We start from the raw sequence: 19212 nt of genomic DNA, 5'->3' as shown, positions 1-19212 counted from the left end.
CTGTTCCCAATGTTTGCGATCAGTGCGACATCGGCAGAAATCAATCGGGAACTGTGATCAACGACACGATGTCGGACACCTCCGGCAAAGAACAAGATCACTAGTTCGGGGAGAAGTATGATGACAAGCGCGCGAAATGGCGTGAAGCTCGCGGTGGCCGGCGCGGCGAGCGGCCTGACCCTGCTGAGCGGCGGCGCCGCCCTGGCGGCCACCGCGCCGCACGGCGGCCCCGTCGGCGCCGGCGACATCTGCCGGTACGAGGTCATCGCGCGGAGCGGCCTGAACGTCCACGAGACGCCGCGCGGCAAGCTCATCCCGCCGCCTCTGAAGTTCGGCCTGCACATCGGCGCGGACTGCCAGGCGAGCGACGGCGGTTGGGTCGAACTGCACGAGGGCGTGCCGAGGAACCAGCTGCACGGCTGGGTCTTCCGGCAGTTCCTCAAGCCGATCAGCCCCAGTGGCGGCGCCTCCGCCGGTGCCGGCGGCACTTCCGCTGCGGCGAACCCGATGCTGGCCGGGGCCGGCCTCGGCGCGATCGCGCTGGGCGGCGGCCTCGCCGTCGCGGCCCGTCGCCGCCGGCTCAAGGGCCTCTCCTGACCCGCACCTTCGAGCCGTTCGCAGCGGCCGGCCGACGCACCCTCGCGGTACCGGCCGGCCGCCGCGCGGCCTGGGGAACCCGCCTCCCGAAAATGGGGGAATTTCCGTCCTTGCCATGCATGAACGCATTGTCGATGATAGCGGACATTGTCGCGCGAGATAGAACTCCGCTTTGTCGTCCGACAATGAGAATTTCGATCTGCCGACCGATCGCTATCCCCAACGTTTGCGACCACGACGGCATGCGCCTAATGCACTAGGGGCAGCTTGATCACGACGAAGTCGGACACCTCCGGCATCAACAAGATCACTAGTTGGGGGAAGAATGAGCTCAAGCGCGCGCACTGGCATGGCGCTCGCGGTCGCCGGGACCGCCGGCGGCCTGATGCTGCTGACCACCGGCACGGCCGACGCGGCGGCCACGCCGCACCTGGCCGCCGCGCCGGCCATCTGCCGCTACCAGGTCACCGCCAGCGCCCTGAACGTCCGCACCGGCCCGGGCACGAGGTGGGAGACGGTGCCGCCGCCGCTGCAGCACGCCAAGCACCTCGGCGCCGACTGCATCACCAGCCAGTCGGGCTGGCACCAGCTCCGCTCGAACCAGGTCGGCAAGTGGGTCTCCGGCCAGTACCTGCGCCTGCTCAGCCACAGCGGCCGGAGCTGCCGGTACGAGGTCACCGCGAGCAGGCTGAACGTTCGGACGGGCCCGAGCACGGGATACAACACCTCGCCGCCGCAGCTGCACCGCGGCCAGCACATCACGGCTGACTGCCGGGCCAGCGAGGCCGGCTGGCGGGCGCTCCGCCAGAGCGTGCCGGCGAACCAGGTCGGCAAGTGGTCCTTCGGCGCGTACCTGAAGCCGATCCGCTCGGCTCGCGGCGGTGTCATGGCCGGTGCCGGCGGTACCTCCGCCGCGTCCGGCAACCCGCTGCTGGCCGGCGCCGGCCTTGGCGTCATCGCGCTGGGCGGCGGGGTCGCGATCGCGGCGTTCCGCCGCAGGGCGCCGGAGCTCTCCTGAGCCGATGAGCAGAGCAAGGCGCAGCGGCCGGCCAATGCATCTGTGGTATTGGCTGGCCGCCGTCCTCATCGCGACAGGGGCCACCATGTGCGTGGTCGGGTTCCGGCTGACCGGCCCCGACGCGCCGCCGCAGCCGCCTTCGTCGAACCTGGTGGAGAAGGCGCCCGACGTCACGGCGCCGAACCCGGAGCAGGCGCTCGCGCCGTCGGTGCCCGAACGGGTCCGGATCCCGTCCATCAAGGTGGACGCCCCGGTCATCCGGGTCTCCACCAAGTCGGACGGGGAGCTGGAGGTGCCGCCGCTCAGCCGGGTCGACCAGGTCGGCTGGTACCAGGAGGGGCCGACGCCCGGCGAGAACGGCCGCAGCGTCCTCGTCGGCCACGTCGACTCCAAGACCCAGCCGGGCGTGTTCTACAAGCTCGGCGCGCTCCGTCCGGGACGGTGGATCGAGGTCGTCCGCAAGGACGGGACCGTCCCCGCCTTCCGCATCGACCGCATCCAGCGCGTCGACAAGGACAAGTTCCCGACCGGCAGCGTCTACGGACGCGAGGGCGGGCCGGAGCTGCGCCTCATCACGTGCGGCGGCAGGTTCGACCACCGGCGCGGGCACTACGTCGACAACATCATCGTCTACGCGTCCCTGATCCCCGGTGCCCAGCGCACCGCCCAGGGAGCCCACGCAGAAGGCTGACCAGGCAACGGCCCCGGTCCCGCGCGCGAACCGCGCGGAACCGGGGCCGCCGCACGTGGTCAGGTATCTCAGCGTGTGCCGCGCCGGGTCAGGGCGCGGCGGAGGATGGGGGCCAGGGCCAGGGCGCCGGCAGCTGTGGCGGCGAGGAGCGCCCACGGACGGCGGCGGGAGCGCCGAGTCTCGGGCGGGGGAGCGGGGGCTCGGCGGTACTCCTCGTCCAGGATCTCGTGAAAGCGGCGCGACCGCTTGTCGGCGGACGTCTTCAAACGAACCTGGCGGGCCTCCTGCCAGTAGGCGCGTCCGGGACGGCCGCTGAACATCTCGCGGGAGATGGCTCGCAGACGCACTTCTGGGAGGGCCTTCGTCTCGTACGACATCTGCCACTCAGAGACGATCATGTTGATGTACATGAGCTGCCGGCGGGCCGTCCGGTCCTCGCCTTCCGGAACCGGCCCCCACGCCTCGTCCAGCGCCGGATCGTCCATCGCCATCTTGAGCAGCTCCGCAATCGCGATGCGCCGAGCCTCCTCTCTGGTGATTCGGACGCTGCGCGCTTGGATGACGAGGAAGGCAGCGACGCCTGCGAGAGCGGCGACGGCGAAGGCAGCCATACACGCCAGGCCGTAGCGATTGCCGCTGTGCCCTGAACGCTCTTGATAGATGATCGCCGTACTGAATGCGAGAGTGACGACGAGGCCGATGACGAGTAGTGCGCCGAGCGCTGAGAGAAACGCGCTTCCGGTAGCACGTTTGCTGCGACTGAGGGGCATGCGCAAATGATAAGTGGATTCGCGGTCGACGGACCCTCGATCGCGGAAAAATCGAAATGCGTTGCGAATGCTGAATGGCTGGAAACTGGCTTATTGTGTTTTGTGTGACGAATGGGGGATTAGGTGGTGAGTATGAGTGTAGGACGTGATGTGATCGCATCTTAGCGAACTTTGTGGCGCAGATCAGCGGCAGTCGGGTGGTGCTTGCAGAGCCGTCAAGCCGGGCAGGGTGCCGATGGTCGCCGCGTTGCTCGCCGGAGGTGCCTTCACCCTCGCTGGCGCCGCCCTCGACCACCTCCTCGCCCGTCGACGTTGAGTTGCGGCGAGTCGTCCTTAAAACGGCGCTGATAAGGACGACACGCCGCAAGTGAACGTCGTTCGGCGGGGGTCAGGCGTCGCGGATGTCCGGCTTGGCGGCCGAGAGCAGACGTCCTGAGATGATCACGAGGCGCTCGTCGGCGCCCATGCTGACTCCGGATGGAAGTCGGCCGGCATATGCGGCCGTGGCGTCACGGCCGATCACCGCGATGTCGCCGTTGTCCAGCTCCCAGATCTCGGGGCAGTCCTGCGTGGTGCGGCTGTCGCCGACTTCCGCGGCAGTCTTGCCCAGCCTCCGCCGGAACTCCGCTTGATGGTCCGCTTCCCATGGTCTCGTCATGAGGCACTCGCTTCCGGTCGCCGACACTGCGCTGAAACTCTCGCATCGCGGAGCAAAAGCGACAAGAGGTGCCTTTGGTGGACGAGTTGAGCTGGAGATGCCTGGACGGTGATCTGTGGAGTTGGAAACCAGGGTTGTGCTGGGCGGCCCTCTGGTGAGGGGCTTGGGGTTTCTCGGGCCTGTGGTTATAGCCTCCTTGCCTCGGAGTAAGGCTTGCGGAGATCTGGGGCCTGGATGCTCCGGGCTGCGTGAGAGGCCATAGGGGTCATGGTGGTGGATGGGCGTCGGCAGGCGGCATGAGGGCCCAGATGATCTTGCCTGGCCGGTGGCGGACGGTCGGACGCCCGTGTCCTTGGCATGGGCGGCGATGATCGTGAGGCCGCGTCCGTTCTCTGCTTCTGCGTCGGCGTCGCGGTGCAGCGGGAGTTCTGGGACCGGGTCCCAGCACTCGAGCAGGGGTGCGCCGTTGTGCGTGGCGATGCGAATCCGGATGTGCTGACCGCGGGCCACAACGACTGCATTTGTCGTGATTTCGCTCATGACGAGGATCGAGTCGTCCGCCAGGGATCGGCCGTAGCCCCAGTTGTAGAGCGCGTAACGGACGATTTCGCGAGCGAGTGCGACCGAAGACTCCACCGCGAGTAGAGTCATCCGGATTTCACCTGATTTATGCACTTGGAGGGTCGGTACTTGATCGTTCATGGTCGCCGTCCTGTTCGTGTGTGATCCGCTTCACAGGATTGGCGCTCGGGGGTTAGCCTGCACTGGATTGCAAAGCATGCGATACGCGAGGAGCTGTCATGTCGGTGCGCGAAACGATCGACCCGAACTCGTCGCTTTGGGGCTGGCTGGCCTTTGACCTGTGGTTTTACCGTACCCAGCGAGGTCTATCGCTCGCCCAGGTGGCACGTATCGTCAAGGCCACGAGGGGGACCGTATCGAATTGGGAGGCCGGCAGGTTTCGTCCTAATGACGATCACCTTGCTCTTCTCGACGAGGCGTGGAACACCGGCGGGCACTTCCAGCGGCTGATGCATTATGCCCGCACGGGCCACGATCCAGACTGGTTCAAGCAATTCATCCAGTATGAGAAAAGTGCAGAGGTTGTCCGGGTTTATCATGGGAAGACGATCCCGCTGCTGGCGCAGACCGAGGACTATGCTCTCGCGCTTCTGCGGGCTGCCGGGCGGATGCGTGAAGCAGAAGCGTGAGACCAAGGCACGGATGAAGCGTCAGGAGATTCTGCTTCGCAAGGAGCCGCCATATCTGTGGATCCTGCTCGACCAAGAGGTGCTCGAGTGCCGTATCGGCGACCACGCGGTGATGCGGGATCAGCTTGGTCACCTTCTCAAGATGGGGGAGAATCCGCGCACCATGATTCGCGTCGTGGCCAGATCGGTGGGATGGCATCCAGGCCATGATGGCCCTCTTCAGATCTACAAGATCCGCTCGAGGGAGCTGGCTTACGCGGGAGCGCAGATCGGCGGACGGCTGATCGAGGCCGGTGACGAGGTTGCCACCGTCGCGATACGGTTCGAGCAGATCGGGGCGTTTGCCCTTTCCAGGGACGCTTCGAGGGAACTGATCGAGCAGACGATGAGGACTTACGAGTGACCAAGTGGCGTAAGAGCTCTCATAGCGGCGGCGGGAATGACGACGCTTGCGTCGAGGTGGCTGACCTGGGCGGACGGATTGGCGTGCGGGATTCCAAGGATCCTGAGGGGCCTCGGCTCGGGGTCAGTGCTCGGGACTTCGGCGGGTTGCTGGCGCGTATCAAGCTCGGAAAGCTTGACCTTGACGAGCGGGGCGGCCGCTGAGGCGCGGCGAGCGCTCACTTGCAGGTGAAGCCCTCGATGGTGCCGTTGCCCAGCGTGCAGTCCGGGGGCCAGGCCGTTCCGGAACCGTCGTGGAACGTCAGGTGCCACCGGCCGGCCTTGTCGGTCAGCAGCGCGTAGCCGTGCACGTCATGCGAGATCGAGTTCTTGACCGTCTTGCCGTCAACGGTCTTGCCCATCACCTTGGTGTCGTCCGGGGCGGTGTCGAGCGTGGTCCCCGAGGAGCCCACGGTCACTTGCGGGGGACGTGTGCTCTTAGTGAAGTCGAGCATCTGGTAAAGGTGCAGGTGGCCGGAGAGCACCAGGCGGACGTTGGGCGCCAGCGCCTTGCTCGCCGACTGGGCGACCCCGCTCGCCAGGGTCGGGTTCGTCCACGTCACGGCGGTGGACGAGGCCTGCTTGACCGTCCACAAGGGTTTGTGGGTGATGAGGAAGTAGTCGTGCAGCGGGTGGTTGGCGGCCAGGCGGTTCACCTCGTCGAACCACTTCGCGTAACGGCCCGCCTGGGCCTTGTCGGGCTGGGTTCCGTCGTCGGCGGCGGACGAGTCGAACAGGACGAAGTGCAGCGTGCCCGCGTTGATCTGCTCCGGTTCGACCTGGGTCTGCGGGAGTGTGTAGCACTCGTTGTCCTTCTGCGGGGTGGTGGCGAGGTAGCGGAACCATTCGGCGCCCCGCCCCACCTTTCCCGATGTGCAGACCTCGTGGTTGCCCCGCGCGAAGACGAACGGCGCCTCCCCGAGCAGGGGTTCGGCGGGCCGCAGGAAGTCCTTGACGAGGCAGCCCCAGTCGGCCGCCTGGCCTTGGGCGTTGCAGCCCGCCGAGGCGTCGTTCGCCGCCTGCGGCTGCTCGCGGTAGACGTAGTCGCCGACGTGGACGACGAGGTCCGGGCGGGACTGGGCGGCGGCGTGCGTGGCGAGGGTGTGCAACGACCAGCTCTTGAGGCAGTCCTGGTTGGCGGCGGACCCGGAGACGGGGGAGGCGACCTCGCAGCCGGCGTCGCCGATCACGGCGATCCGCCGGGGGCGGCCGGTGACGGGCCAGTCCGGCAGCGGGAGCTGCAGGTTGCCGGGGTGGACGGTCGCCGCGCTGGTGGTATTCGGCTCGATCAGCGCGTCGGTGGACCCGTCGGGGACCTGCAGCGTGCAGAGCGTGGTCGGGAACTGCTGGAGCCCGCCCGCGGTGACGTAGGGGTCGCTCACCTTCCGCATCGGCGCGGTGCGGGTCTGGCCCGCCTGCCTGTACTGCGCGGTGGGGCACTGGCCGGAGGGCTGCTCGGTGGTGGCGAACCGGATCTCGGTCGTGTGCGAGGCGCCGTTGACCAGTTGCGTCCACGCCCACGCCTCACCGTTCTTGGCGCCCGCTGGAGGCGGTGGCGAGGACGCCGCCCGGACGGGCTGTGACGGGGGACGCAGCGGCCCGGTGATCGCGGCGGCAAGCGCGCCGGCGACCGCCAGGGCCACGAGTGCGAGGCGTGACATCACTCCGACTTCCCCTGTTCGGCATTGAGCGGTCCATAGCGGTGGACTGCGGTTGATCACCCGACAAAGCCGCTGGTGATCTGCCCTGCCCCGGTCCGGCGCATGCCGGACCCGGTCTCCGGGGTTGTTCAAGTGATGATCAGCGAAAGTCCATGGCCGCCCTGCACTCGACCGAGGACATGGTGCTCTCCGCCCTGAGGAACGTGGAGACTCACCCGAGCGAGGTTCGCCAACCGGCCTGAGAGGAGGTTGAGGTCAGGGGGTCCAGGTCATGGTGCGCTGGTGGAGGCGTCCGCCGCGGTAGCGGGCGCCGGGGACGAGGCGGGCCGGGCCGTGCTCGGTGAAGCCCATCCGCCGGAAGAACGCGAGGGCGCGGGTGTTCTCGCAGAGGGTCTGCAGGTGGCAGCCGGGGGAGCCGGTGGATCGGAGCCGGTCGAACCAGACGGTCATGAGGTTCTCGGCGGCTCCGGTGCCGCGCGCCTCGGGGACGAGGTTGATGTGCAGGTGCGCGGGCCATCGGGCGTCCTCGAAGGCCCCGGCCCTCGGACGGCGGCGGGCCGCGGCCCACAGCAGGTCGGCCGTGCTGCGCGCGAAGAAGGCGGTCAGGCGGGGGCGCAGCATGAGGCGGTGCCTCCGGATGGCCTCCAGCGTGCGGGCTTCCTCGCTGGGAAGGCGGGAGGAGTCGCGGCACCCGGTCAGGCAGCCCACGAGCCGTCCCCCGGACTCGGCGACGAAGATCGACTCCGGCTCCAGGTCCATATAGGGGGTGAGGTAGATCGCCGCCTCGGATTCCTCGTGGCCCCACAGGGACGCCGAGGGGGAGCCCTCGCGGGCGCGGGCGAACAGGGCGAGCAGCTCCGCGCGGTCACTCTCGGTGAACGGCCGGATCTCTGCCGGAGCCGGGGCATCCGGGGGCCGAGCCGTTCCGGTCTGCAGGTAAAGCGGGTTCATGTCTAACCCAACGTCCGGCAAGGACCGGATGACTCCTGGTGATCAACGATGGGCGCCGGGAGTGTGCCTTTGCTGCTGGTGGTAGGCGGTGACGACGGTCTCGAGCAGGCCGGGGAAGCGGTGCTCGAGGTCCTCGTGGCGCAGGGTCGTCCAGCGGCGGTTGCCGTCGTCGCGTTGCCGGATGACGCCCGCTTCGCGCAGTACCCGGAAGTGGTGGGAGAGGGTCGAGGGCGCGACGTCCACCGGGAACGTGCCGCACGGGCGCTCCGGCTGCGCGTGCAGGGTCAGGACGATGGTCATGCGGGTCGGGTCGGCCAGCGCGTGCAGGACGTCGAGCAGGTCCATCCGGTCGACGTCGGGGTGTTGCGGCGCCAGGCGGCGGCCCTGTGATCGGGGCATCTTCGTCCTCCTTCGACGAACATCGTACAACTGTGGTACTACTTTCGTTGTACTACGAACGTCGAAGAAGGAGAGGCCCATGCGGACGCTGATGTTCACCGGTCCCGCCCGGAACGCGGACCGGACCGAGGTCGTCGAGCTCCCCGCGCCCCGGCCGGGACCGGCCGAGGTGGCCATCGAGGTCGTCGACGCCGGGATCAACTTCCTCGATGTGATGGCCCGCCGGGACGACCCCGGTTACGTCCCCGCCTGGCCCTACGCGCCCGGCAAGGAGGTCGCGGGAATCGTCCGCGAGGTGGGCGACGGCGTCACCGGCCTGCGTCCCGGGACGAAGGTGGCGGCTCTCACCCTGGCGGGCGGCGGCCTGGCGGAGGTCGCGGTCGCACCGGCGGCGCTCACCGTGCCGGTACCCGACGGGGTCCCGATGCCCGTCGCGGCGGCGGCCCCGCTCATGCTGGCGAGCGCGCTGCTCCTGCTCACCCAGGCCGGGCGCTTCAGCCCCGGGGAGAGCGTCCTGGTGCACTCGGCGAGCGGCGGTATCGGCGCCGCGGTCGCGCAGCTCGTGCCCGCGCTCGGCGGCGGGCTCCGCATCGGCACCGTGGGTCGCGCCGGCAAGGTCGCCGAAGCCCGCAAGCGCGGCTACGACGTCGCGCTGGCGCGGGACGAGGACATAGCGGCCGAGGTCATGAAGACCGTCGACGCCGGTGTGGACGTCGTACTGGACCCGCTGGGAACCGACATGCTCGACGTCGATCTCGCCGTCGCGGCACCGGGCGCGCGGATCGTGCTCTTCGGCAACGCCGCCGGCGGACGGCCCGCGCCCCTGCCGCCGATGAAGCGGCTCCTCGCGGGGAACGTCGCGATCGCCGGCTTCAGCATCAGCGGCCTGTCGGCCTCGGCTCCCGCGCGCGTGGCCGAGGCCGTGCGCCGTGTTCTGGATCTGGTCGCCGATGGGCGGCTGGACGTCGAGGTCACCGAGGTCGGGTCGCTCGCCGAGGTGGCCGGCGTCCATCAGCTGCTCGCGGAAGGCCACGGCACCGGCAAGTACGTGGCCCGCCTCAGGTGAGGCCGCACGGCCGGCGCAGGGGCGTGCGGCCGATAGCGTGGGAAGCCTATGAGCGCCACTCTCGTCGTCAAGGATCTCGCGGCCGGGCATGGGGACCGGGCGCTGTTCGACGGTCTCGATCTCGTCGTCGCGCCCGGCGACGTCGTCGGGCTGGTCGGCGGCAATGGGGCCGGGAAGTCGACGCTGCTGCGGCTGCTGGCCGGGCTCGGGACGCCCGAGTCGGGCGCCGTCCAGCTCAGCCCGGCGTCGGCGGTCGTCGGGTACCTGCCGCAGGAGCCGGAGCGGCGGCCGGACGAGACCGTCGCGGCGTTCCTCGCCCGCCGGACGGGCGTGGCGCGGGCCCAGGCCGACCTGGACGCGGCGACCGAAGGCCTCGTGGAGGGGCGCGCGGGCGCCGACGACGCCTACGCCGCGGCCCTGGAGCGCTGGCTCGCCCTCGGCGGCGCCGACCTGGAGGACCGGGCGGGGGAGGTCGCGGCCGACCTCGGGCTCGGCGTCGGGCTGGACCGGCCGATGACGGCGCTGTCGGGCGGGCAGGCGGCCCGGGCCGGGCTGGCGTCGCTGCTGCTCAGCCGGTACGACGTGTTCCTGCTGGACGAGCCCACCAACGATCTCGACCTGGACGGCCTGGAGCGGCTGGAGCGCTTCGTCACCGGCCTGCGCGCCGGGACCGTGGTCGTCAGCCATGACCGCGAGTTCCTGGCCCGGACGGTGACGTCCGTCCTGGAGCTCGACCTCGCCCAGCACCAGATCAACCTCTACGGCGGCGGATACGACGCCTACCTGGCCGAACGCGAGGTCGCCCGGCGGCACGCGCGGGCCGAGTACGAGGAGTACGCCGGGAAGCTGTCCGCGCTGCGGGAGCGCGGCCGGATGCAGCGCGCGTGGATGGACAAGGGCGTCCGCAACGCGCGCCGCAAGGCCACCGACAACGACAAGATCGGGCGCAGGTTCCGGTCGGAGGCGAGCGAGAAGCAGGCGGCGAAGGCGCGGCAGACCGAGCGGGCCATCGAGCGGCTCGACGCCGTCGAGGAGCCCCGCAAGGAGTGGGAGCTGCGGATGGAGATCGCCGCGGCGCCCCGGTCCGGGGCGGTGGTGGCGACGCTGCGCGGCGCTGTCGTGCGGCGCGGCGCGTTCACGCTGGGGCCGGTGGACCTGGAGATCGGCTGGGCCGACCGGGTCGCGATCACCGGGGCGAACGGCGCGGGCAAGACCACGCTGCTGGGCGCGCTGCTCGGCCGGATCGTCCCGGACGAGGGCGACGCGGCGCTCGGCCCCGGCGTGGTCGTCGGGGAGGTCGACCAGGCGCGCGGCCTGTTCCTCGGGGACGAGCCGCTGCTGGACGCGTTCGCCGCCGCGTCGGGGCTGGAGCCCGAGCCCGTCCGGACGCTGCTGGCGAAGTTCGGGCTGCGCGCCGACCACGTGCTGCGCCCTGCGGCGACGCTGTCGCCCGGCGAGCGGACCCGCGCCGCGCTGGCCCTGCTCCAGGGCAAGGGCGTCAACCTGCTGGTGCTGGACGAGCCGACCAACCACCTGGACCTCCCGGCGATCGAGCAGCTGGAGTCCGCGCTGGAGTCCTACCCGGGCACGCTGCTGCTGGTCACGCATGACCGGCGGATGCTGCGGGCCGTCCGCACCACCCGCCGCCTCACCGTGGCCGGCGGCCGCGTCGCCGACGACCTCGCCCCCACCGCGGGCTGACCGCCCAGGTCACAGGGCGTCGACGGCCTCGGGGGACAGGACGTTGCCGAGGACCATGGCGGCGCAGCCGGTGAGGCCGGCGCTCTCGCCGAGGCGGCTCGGCTCGATGCGCAGGCTGCGCGTCGCGAGCACGGTGGAGCGCTGGTAGACGACCTCGCGCAGGCCCGCGATGAGCGGTTCGTCGGCGCCGACGAGGTCGCCGCCGAGGACGACGACGGCGGGGTTGAGCAGGTTCACGGCGGTGGCGACGACCTCGCCGATGCGGCGGCCCGCCTCGCGCAGCAGCGCGACGGTGGCGGGGTCGCCGGCGCGGGCCATCGCGGCGAGGGCGGGCAGGTCCGCGGCGGACGAGCGGGCGAGCAGCGCGGTGCCGCCGGCGACGGCCTCGACGCAGCCGGTGTTGCCGCAGCGGCACGGGGCGTCCCCGGCGGCCGGGACGGGCACGTGGCCGATCTCGCCGGCCGCGCCGAGCGCGCCGCGCTGGATGGCGCCGCCCGCGATCACGCCCGCGCCGATGCCGGTGGACACCTTGACGAACAGCAGGTCGCGGACGCCGGGGTGGGCCTGGTGCTCGCCGAGCGCGGCGGTGTTGACCTCGTTGTCGAGGTGGGCGGGGACGCCGAAGCGCTCCTGGACGGGCGGGCCGACCTCGACGCGGTCCCAGCGTCCGGCGACGTGCTCGACGGCGTCGGGCACGCCGAGGCCGACGCCCCGGACGGACGCCGGGTCGATGCCGGATCCGGCGAGCAGGTCGGTCCACTGGTCGATGAGGCGGGGCAGGGTCTCGCCCGCGGTGGGGCCGGCGGGCGGCGCGTCGGCCTGGGCGAGGACGCGGCCGGCGAGGTCGCAGACGGCGACCTGGCCGCGGGACTGGCCGAGGTTGGCGACGAGCACGGTGCCGCCGGCGGCGTTGAACGCGAGGCGGGCCGGGGGCCGCCCGCCGGTGGACGGGCCGTCGGCGCGCTCGACGACGAGGCCGCGGGCGATCAGGTCGGCGACGCGGGACGCGACGGCGGGCCGGGACAGGCCGGTGACGCGGCCCAGGTCGGCGCGGGTGGCGACGCCGTCCTCGCGGATGAGGCGCAGCACGTCGCCGGTCGTGCACGGGCGGGTCACGGGACGCGGCATCCGGCCAGTCAAGCACGGCCCCGTTCAGTACGTCCAGTTAGCCGAACAGACGGACTTTTGTTAGTTGAAGTTCATAAGTCGGCTTGTACGGGTGACCTATGTCTCGATAGTTTGGCGATCTATTGATCCCCCTGGTCTGGAGCTCGCGATGGCCTTGCACCCCGTCCTGGAACGTGTCACACAGCGGATCGCCGAGCGGAGCGCCGCCCGGCGCACCGCCTACCTCGACCGCGTCTCCGCCGCCCGCACGCAGGGCCCGGCGCGCGGCGGCATGGGGTGCGCGAACCTGGCGCACGGGTTCGCGGCCTGCGGCGTCCAGGACAAGCTGTGGCTGCGCGGGAACGCCACGCCGAACATCGCGATCGTGTCGGCGTACAACGACATGCTCTCCGCGCACCAGCCGTTGAAGGACTACCCGGACATCCTGAAGGCCGCGATCCGGCGGGCGGGCGGCACCGCGCAGTTCGCGGGCGGCGTCCCGGCGATGTGCGACGGCATCACGCAGGGCCGCGCGGGCATGGAGCTGTCGCTGTTCAGCCGGGACGTGGTGGCGATGGCGACGGCGGTGGCGCTGTCGCACGACATGTTCGACGGCGCGCTGCTGCTCGGGGTCTGCGACAAGATCGTCCCGGGGCTGGTGATCGGGGCGCTGGCGTTCGGGCACCTGCCGGTGATCCTGGTGCCGGCCGGGCCGATGGCGTCGGGGCTGCCGAACGCGCAGAAGGCCAGGGTCCGCAAGCGGTACGCGGCGGGGGAGATCGGCCGGGACGAGCTGCTCGCCGCGGAGGCCGCGTCCTACCACTCGCCCGGCACCTGCACCTTCTACGGGACGGCCAACTCCAACCAGCTGCTCATGGAGGTCATGGGCCTGCACCTGCCGGGCGCCAGCTTCGTCCCGCCGGGGACCCCGCTGCGCGACGGGCTGACCGAGGCGGCCGGGCGGCGCATCCTCAAGCTGACCGACCTCGCCGACGAGTACACCCCGATCGGCGAGCTGCTGGACGAGCGGGCGTTCGCCAACGCGATCACCGCGCTGCTCGCGACCGGCGGGTCCACCAACCACACGCTGCACCTGGTCGCGATGGCCGCCGCCGCCGGCATCGAGCTGACCTGGGACGACTTCGACGAGCTGTCGAAGGTGACGCCGCTGCTCACCCGGCTCTACCCGAACGGGACCGCCGATGTGAACCACTTCCACGCCGCGGGCGGCACCGCGTTCCTCATCGGCGAGCTGATCGACGCGGGGCTGCTGCACGAGGACGCGCGAACCGTCGGCGGCGCCACCCTCGACGCGTACCGGAAGGCGCCGCGGCTCGACGGCGGCAGGGTCGTGTGGGACGAGGCGCCCGCCGAGTCCGGCGACACCGACGTCCTGCGCCCGGCGGACGAGCCGTTCGACACCCACGGAGGCCTGCACACCGTGTCCGGCAACCTCGGCCGCGCGGTGATCAAGGTGTCGGCGGTGCGGCCCGAGCACCGCACGGTGGAGGCGCCCGCCCGGGTGTTCGAGTCGCAGGAGGCGCTGCAGGAGGCGTTCGCCGCCGGCGAGCTGGACCGGGACGTCGTCGCGGTCGTCCGGCACCAGGGCCCGCGCGCCAACGGCATGCCGGAGCTGCACCGCCTCACCCCGCCGCTGTCGGTGCTCCAGGACCGCGGGTTCCGGGTCGCGCTCGTCACGGACGGGCGCATGTCGGGCGCCTCGGGGGCGGTGCCCGCCGCGATCCACGTGTCGCCGGAGGCGGCGGCGGGCGGGCCGCTCGCCCGCGTCCGCGACGGCGACATCGTCCGGCTCGACGCCGACAAGGGGCTGCTCGAGGTGCTCGTCCCCGACGAGGAGTTCGACGCGCGCATCCCCGGCGGCGCGGCACCGTCCGCGGAGGAGTGGACGGGCACCGGCCGCGAGCTGTTCGACGCGTTCCGCCGCTCCGTGGCCGCCGCCGAGCTGGGCGCCGGGGTATTCGCGTGAGCCGGGGGGTGTGGGGGGTCGCCCCCTCACAGGAGACTCGCATGAGCGAAGCGAACCGGGGGGTGTGGGGGGTCGCCCCCTCACAGGAGACTCGCGTGAGCCTGAGTACTGGAGCGGGCACGGCCTGGCTGGTCGCCGACGTCGGCGGCACGAACGCCCGCTTCGCCCTCGTCGACGGCCCGGACGGCGTCCCGGAGCGGGTCGAGTCGCTGCCCACCCGCGACCACGCCGGGCTGGCCGAGGCCGCCGCCGCCTACCTCGGACGGCACGCCCCGGACGTCCGGCCTGCGGCCGCGTGCCTGGCGGTGGCGGGTCCCGTCCACGACGGGGCCTACCACCTGACCAACGCGGGCTGGCCGAAGGGCACCGCGGAGTCGGTGCGCGAGCGTCTCGGCGTCCCGCACCTGGAGATCCTCAACGACTTCGAGGCGCTCGCCCTCGCGCTGCCCCGCCTGGGCCCCGATGACCTGATTCAGATCGGTCCCGCGCCCGATCCCGCCGCCGGTCCCGCGCCGCTCGCCGTCCTCGGCCCCGGGACCGGGCTCGGCGTCGCCGGGCTCGTCCCGACGCCCGCCGGGTGGGTGCCGCTGGCCGGCGAGGGCGGGCAGGTCGACGTGCCCGCCGCGACCGACCGGGAGCTGGCGGTCGCGCGGCTGCTGCGCGCCGAGCACGGCACCGCCCGCGCCGAGTCCCTGCTGTCGGGGACGGGCCTCGCCCGCATCCACCGCTACCTGGCGATACTCGACGGTGTGAAGGCCGAGCCGCTGGACCCCGCGGGGATCTGCGCCCGCGACGGCGACCCGCTGTGCGCGGAGGCCGTCGCGATGTTCTGCGCGCTCCTCGGCTCGCTCGCCGGGAACGTCGCGCTGACCCTCGGCGCCCGCGGCGGCGTCCACCTCGGCGGCGGCATCCTGCCGCGCATCGCCGGCGCGCTGCGCGGCAGCGACTTCCGTGCCCGCTTCGAGGCCAAGCCGCCCGTCGAGGACTACCTGCGGCCCATCCCGACCTCGCTGATCGTCCACCCCGGCCCGGCCCTCGTCGGCGCCGCCGTCCGGCTGGCGCAGACCCCGGCCGCCCTGGAGAACCTGGAGCACGTATGAACACCGAAGAGCTGCTCGGCCTCGCGCCCGTCGTCCCGGTCGTCGTCCTCGACGACGCCGACCACGCGGTCCCGCTGGCCCGCGCCCTGGTCGAGGGCGGCCTCCCCGCGATCGAGGTGACGCTGCGCACGCCCGCCGCCGCCGAGTCGATCGAGCGGATCGCCGCCGAGGTGCCGGACGCCGTCGTCGGCGCCGGCACGGTCGTCACCGCGCGGGACGCCGAGCGGTCGCTGAAGGCGGGCGCGCGGTTCCTGGTCAGCCCCGGCTGCATGCCCCGGCTGCGGGCCGCGATGGCGGACACCGGCCTGCCGTTCCTGCCGGGCGTCTCCAGCGCGTCCGAGGCGATGGCGCTGCTGGAGGACGGCGTCACCGCGATGAAGTTCTTCCCGGCCGAGCCGGCGGGCGGCGTCCCCTACCTGAAGGCGCTCGGCGGGCCGCTGCCGCAGATCACGTTCTGCCCGACCGGCGGGATCCGGCCCGGCAACGCCGCCGAGTACCTCGCGCTGCCGAACGTCGGCTGCGTCGGCGGCACCTGGCTGACCCCGTCCGACGCCGTCGGCGCGGGGGACTGGGACCGGATCCGCGGCCTCGCCGCCGAGGCCGCAGAACTGCGCCCGGCCTGATGTCACATTCGCGGGCCTCCCCCCAGTCTCCTGGGCGAGAACAAGAACAAGGGAGGCCCGCAATGGAGACCGCGAACATCCGCGAGACGCTCGACGCCCTGGCCCGGCAGCGCACCGTCCTGCTGACCACCTACCGCAAGGACGGCACGCCGGTCGGGACGCCGGTGAACGTCGTCGTCCGCGGCGACCGCGCCTACTTCCGCACCTACGACAAGGCGTACAAGGTCAAGCGGATGGCCCGCAACCCCGAGGTCGAGGTCGCGCCGAGCACCTACCGCGGCAAGGTCACCGGCCCCGCGGTGCACGGCCGCGTCCGGCCGCTGACCGAGGAGGAGGCGAAGCCGATCCGCCGGCTGCTGGCGCGCAAGCACCGCTTCCAGCAGGGCTTCGCCGTCCCGCTCTTCCACAAGATGAAGCGCTACAAGACCCTGCACTACGAGCTGACGCTCGACGCGTGACCTCCCCCGAGGCGTGCCCCCGGCTCAGGCGCCGGGGGTGAGGTGGCGGCGGGAGCGGCGGGCGCCGACCAGCAGCATCGCCGCGCGGATCAGCCAGATCACCAGCGCGACGTGCAGCACGGCCAGCGCCGCCGTCCCCACGCCCACCGTGAACGCGAGCGCGAGGAACACGGCGATCATCAGCGGGAACGCCGGGAAGGGCGGCCCGTGCCGGCGCGCCAGGTGGCCGTGATGGCGGTGGTGCCGGCGCATCGGGTGTCCCGGGCCGCCGAACATCAGCGCGGGGCCGTGGCCCCAGGGGCCCTCGGCGAAGGCCGCCGCGGGGCGTTCCGGTTCGGGCAGGCCGTTCGGCGCGGGCAGGTCGCGGACGAGGGCGCGCAGGTCGCCGCGCGTCTTGGCGGCCAGCACGGCGTCGAGCCGCTCGTCGAGTTCACCGCGGTCGAGCCGCCCCGCCGCGAAGTGGTCGTGCAGGGCGACCATCACGGCGTCCCGCTCGGCGTCGCCGATGCGGATGTCGTCCGGGCGAGTCATCGGTCTACTCCTCGTCGTCGTCGGCCGTGGGGCCCGCGTCGGCGGCGGAGCCGTCGCCGGGCGCGTCGTCGGCCAGGATCCGGTACAGGCTCCGGCGGGCGTCCGACAGGACGTCGCGTGCCCGGGCGACCTGCTCGGGGCTGCCGGAGTGGACGATCTGCATGACCGCGGCCCCCGTCTGCGCGGCCTGCTTGAACAGGTCGGGGACGCCCTCGCCGAACTCGGGCGTCATCTCCGCCCACGGCTCGGCGAGCCGGTCGGCGTTCTCCTCGACGTGCGCGCGGCCCTCGTCGGTGAGGTGGAAGGTGCGCCGGCCGCCGCCCTCCTCGCCCGCGATGAGGCCCTCGTCGGCGAGCTGCTGCAGCGCCGGGTAGACCGCGCCGGGGCTGGGTTTCCATGCGCCGCCGCTGCGCTCGTTGATCTCCTGGATGATCTGGTAGCCGTTGCGGGGCTCCTCGGCCAGCAGGACGAGGATCGCCGCGCGGACGTTGCCCTTGCGCGCCTTGGGCCCGCGGCCCCAGGGGCCGCGCCCGCGCGCCCACGGCGGCCGGCCGGGCCCGAATCCGCCCGGTCCCCAGGGGCCGGGCCCGCCGCCGAACATCGGGCCGAAGCCGGGGAACTCGCCGCGCGGCCCGGGGCCGTGCGCGTGGGGGCCGTGCCGGGACGCCGCGTGCGCGGCCTTCGCTCCGAGCGCCGCCGCCGCGAACGCCCAGCGCCAGTCGGGTCCGCCGTGCGCGTGTGCCGCTCCCATGTTCCGCACCTTCCTTCTGAGATCTCTCTTTGATCCCTCGCGATACGACAACGATATATCGAAGACGGCTCGCTGTGCCAGATGGTTCCCGGAATCGCGGACCGGATCCCCGGCCGGCCCCCCGCGCGCATCCCGGACATGCTCCTCGATTCCGGTCATGGCCGTCTGACCGGCGGAAATGCTGGGTAGCAGCCGGTCGGGGGGACGATGGGGACTCAGGACGCGGTGACCGTGCGGGACGCGGCCCTCACCGGGGGCGGCGCCGGGACGCGGGGGCGGGCCGGCGGCGAGGTGCTGCTCGGGCTGGCGCTGTTCGGGCTGTACTCCCTGGTGGCGATGCTGCCGGAGCAGGTCAGGCAGGACGCGGCCCGCCGGCGCGGGGAGTCGGTGCTCGCGCTGGAGCGGGCCCTGCACCTGGACGTGGAGCCGGCCCTCAACGGCTGGCTCGCCGGACGCCCCGCCTGGCGCGCCCTCGCCGACTACGAGTACGCGACCGCCTACCTCGCGGTCACGTTCGCGGTGCTGGCCTGGCTGTACCTGCGCCACCCCGACCGGTACCGGACGGCGCGCAACGCGTTCGTCATGCTGAACGTCGCCGCGATCGCCTGCTTCGCGCTGTACCCGGTGATGCCGCCGCGGCTGCTGGGCGGCCTCGGCTTCGTCGACACCGTCCGGCTCGGCCGGACGTGGGGGTCGTGGGGCTCGCCGGTGATCGAGCACGCGGACCGGTTCGCGGCCGTCCCGTCCCTGCACATGGCCTGGGCTTTATGGGCCGGGGCGCAGCTCGCGCGGGCGGGCGCGCCGCGGCCGGCGCGGATCCTGAACGGCGCGCACATCGCGGTGACCGCCTGCGTCATCGTCGCGACGGCCAACCACTACGTGCTGGACGCGGTCGCGGCGGTGCCGCTGGTGGCGCTGTCGGTGGCCACCGCCGAGCGGTTGGCCGCGCGCCCCCCGGCCGCCGAGCGCGTTCCGGCGCAGGACGCGTTCTTCCTCGCGGTGGAGAGCGCCGCCGCGCCGCAGCACACGGGCGGCGTCATCATGCTCGACACGTCCCGCCGCGCGCTCGGCCGGCTCGACCTGGTCCGGCTGATCGGCGACCGGCTCGACCGGCTGCCGCGGTTCCGGCAGCGGCTCGAGGACGGCGGCCGGTGGCGGCGCCCGGTCTGGCGCGACCATCCCGCCCTCGACTGGTCGTGGCACGTCACCGAGCGCGGCGTCGACGGGATGGACGGCCTGCGCGCGCTGATCGCCGAGATCCAGGCCGAGCCGCTGCCCCGCGACCGGCCGCTGTGGCGGATGATCCTGGTCGGCGGGGCCGCGCCCGGCCGCACCACGCTGGTGTTCCTGATGCACCACGTCGTCGCGGACGGCGTCGGCGTCGTCGCGCAGGCCATCTCGCTGATGGAGCCCGCCGCGCCGGGCCCGTCCGGCGGCGCCGAGCCGGCGATGCCGCCGCGCCGCCGCGTCCGCGAGGCGCTCGCCGGCGCC

Annotated in this window: 19 protein-coding genes and 1 pseudogene; 12 read left to right on the top strand and 8 right to left on the bottom strand. The window is 72.3% G+C overall.

The window, feature by feature from the left end; all coding sequences use genetic code 11:
• The first annotated feature begins 117 nt into the window (after positions 1-117).
• The 3 genes from F8568_RS06040 (at position 118) to F8568_RS06030 (ending at position 2306) form a co-directional block, all read left to right on the top strand.
• Entirely contained in the window at positions 118-597 is a 480-nt protein-coding gene (locus F8568_RS06040) for a hypothetical protein (protein WP_151592300.1), read from the top strand.
• A 325-nt stretch (positions 598-922) separates the two neighbouring features.
• Positions 923-1615, top strand: coding sequence for an SH3 domain-containing protein (locus F8568_RS06035; protein ID WP_151592298.1), 693 nt, complete (start codon positions 923-925; stop codon positions 1613-1615).
• 34 nt (positions 1616-1649) lie between these two features.
• Entirely contained in the window at positions 1650-2306 is a 657-nt protein-coding gene (locus F8568_RS06030; protein WP_160573530.1) for a class F sortase, read from the top strand.
• Positions 2307-2374: 68 nt separating this feature from the next.
• On the opposite strand, the gene F8568_RS06025 is transcribed toward F8568_RS06030, so the two are convergent.
• A complete protein-coding gene (locus F8568_RS06025) occupies positions 2375-3076 on the bottom strand; it encodes a DUF6082 family protein (protein WP_151592294.1) in 702 nt (233 codons plus the stop codon).
• Between the two features lie 388 nt (positions 3077-3464).
• Positions 3465-4436 carry an ATP-binding protein gene (locus F8568_RS50220; RefSeq protein WP_328600742.1) on the bottom strand — a complete coding sequence of 324 codons (972 nt, stop codon included), beginning with the start codon at positions 4434-4436 and terminating at the stop codon, positions 3465-3467.
• Positions 4437-4534: 98 nt separating this feature from the next.
• Between F8568_RS50220 and F8568_RS50950 the strand changes: the two are divergent.
• A pseudogene (locus F8568_RS50950) lies at positions 4535-5348 on the top strand (helix-turn-helix domain-containing protein).
• Entirely contained in the window at positions 5345-5551 is a 207-nt protein-coding gene (locus tag F8568_RS06005) for a DUF397 domain-containing protein (protein ID WP_151592287.1), read from the top strand. The pseudogene F8568_RS50950 and the gene F8568_RS06005 overlap by 4 nt, the downstream one beginning before the upstream one ends.
• 14 nt (positions 5552-5565) lie before the next feature.
• On the opposite strand, the gene F8568_RS06000 is transcribed toward F8568_RS06005, so the two are convergent.
• The 3 genes from F8568_RS06000 to F8568_RS05990 all read right to left on the bottom strand — a co-directional run bounded on the left by F8568_RS06000 (position 5566) and on the right by F8568_RS05990 (position 8397).
• Entirely contained in the window at positions 5566-7047 is a 1482-nt protein-coding gene (locus tag F8568_RS06000) for a metallophosphoesterase family protein (RefSeq protein WP_151592285.1), read from the bottom strand.
• A gap of 255 nt (positions 7048-7302) precedes the next feature.
• Positions 7303-7998 (bottom strand): GNAT family N-acetyltransferase, encoded by a 696-nt coding sequence (locus tag F8568_RS05995; protein WP_151592283.1) that lies wholly within the window; start codon positions 7996-7998, stop codon positions 7303-7305.
• A 42-nt stretch (positions 7999-8040) separates the two neighbouring features.
• Positions 8041-8397, bottom strand: coding sequence for an ArsR/SmtB family transcription factor (locus tag F8568_RS05990; protein ID WP_151592281.1), 357 nt, complete (start codon positions 8395-8397; stop codon positions 8041-8043).
• A 79-nt stretch (positions 8398-8476) separates the two neighbouring features.
• Here F8568_RS05990 and F8568_RS05985 point away from each other — a divergent pair, with 79 nt between their 5' ends.
• Together F8568_RS05985 and F8568_RS05980 are read left to right on the top strand one after the other, a co-directional pair.
• Entirely contained in the window at positions 8477-9463 is a 987-nt protein-coding gene (locus tag F8568_RS05985; RefSeq protein ID WP_151592279.1) for a quinone oxidoreductase family protein, read from the top strand.
• A 48-nt stretch (positions 9464-9511) separates the two neighbouring features.
• Complete coding sequence (locus F8568_RS05980; RefSeq protein WP_151592277.1) at positions 9512-11164, top strand: ABC-F family ATP-binding cassette domain-containing protein; 1653 nt, start codon at positions 9512-9514, stop codon at positions 11162-11164.
• Positions 11165-11173: 9 nt separating this feature from the next.
• On the opposite strand, the gene F8568_RS05975 is transcribed toward F8568_RS05980, so the two are convergent.
• The gene (locus F8568_RS05975) at positions 11174-12292 is read right to left on the bottom strand and encodes an ROK family transcriptional regulator (RefSeq protein ID WP_151592275.1); all 1119 of its coding nucleotides are present in this window, start codon (positions 12290-12292) and stop codon (positions 11174-11176) included.
• Between the two features lie 148 nt (positions 12293-12440).
• Between F8568_RS05975 and edd the strand changes: the two genes are divergently transcribed.
• The 4 genes from edd (at position 12441) to F8568_RS05955 (ending at position 16439) form a co-directional block, all read left to right on the top strand.
• Positions 12441-14258, top strand: a complete 1818-nt coding sequence (gene edd / locus F8568_RS05970) for a phosphogluconate dehydratase (RefSeq protein WP_151592273.1) — start codon at positions 12441-12443, stop codon at positions 14256-14258.
• A gap of 95 nt (positions 14259-14353) precedes the next feature.
• A complete protein-coding gene (gene glk, locus F8568_RS05965) occupies positions 14354-15358 on the top strand; it encodes a glucokinase (protein ID WP_328600741.1) in 1005 nt (334 codons plus the stop codon).
• Entirely contained in the window at positions 15355-15981 is a 627-nt protein-coding gene (eda, locus tag F8568_RS05960; protein ID WP_151592269.1) for a bifunctional 4-hydroxy-2-oxoglutarate aldolase/2-dehydro-3-deoxy-phosphogluconate aldolase, read from the top strand. Before glk ends, eda begins: the two co-directional genes overlap by 4 nt.
• A 62-nt stretch (positions 15982-16043) precedes the next feature.
• Entirely contained in the window at positions 16044-16439 is a 396-nt protein-coding gene (locus F8568_RS05955; RefSeq protein ID WP_151592267.1) for a PPOX class F420-dependent oxidoreductase, read from the top strand.
• Between the two features lie 24 nt (positions 16440-16463).
• Here the strand turns inward: F8568_RS05955 and F8568_RS05950 are convergent, their stop codons facing one another.
• Together F8568_RS05950 and F8568_RS05945 are read right to left on the bottom strand one after the other, a co-directional pair.
• Positions 16464-16970: a DUF1707 SHOCT-like domain-containing protein gene (locus tag F8568_RS05950; RefSeq protein WP_151592264.1), complete on the bottom strand. Its 507-nt coding sequence runs from the start codon at positions 16968-16970 to the stop codon at positions 16464-16466.
• Positions 16971-16974: 4 nt separating this feature from the next.
• Entirely contained in the window at positions 16975-17721 is a 747-nt protein-coding gene (locus tag F8568_RS05945; RefSeq protein WP_151592262.1) for a PadR family transcriptional regulator, read from the bottom strand.
• A 207-nt stretch (positions 17722-17928) separates the two neighbouring features.
• Here F8568_RS05945 and F8568_RS05940 point away from each other — a divergent pair.
• Positions 17929-19212, top strand: a 1284-nt coding sequence (locus F8568_RS05940) for a bifunctional phosphatase PAP2/O-acyltransferase family protein (protein WP_202124566.1), incomplete at its 3' end; no start/stop codon positions are given.

It is taken from the genome of Actinomadura physcomitrii (genome assembly GCF_008923205.2).
GTDB lineage: Bacteria > Actinomycetota > Actinomycetes > Streptosporangiales > Streptosporangiaceae > Spirillospora > Spirillospora physcomitrii.
The sequence above is the reverse complement of the archived record's forward strand: the minus strand, read 5'-3'. Positions and strand labels throughout refer to the sequence as shown.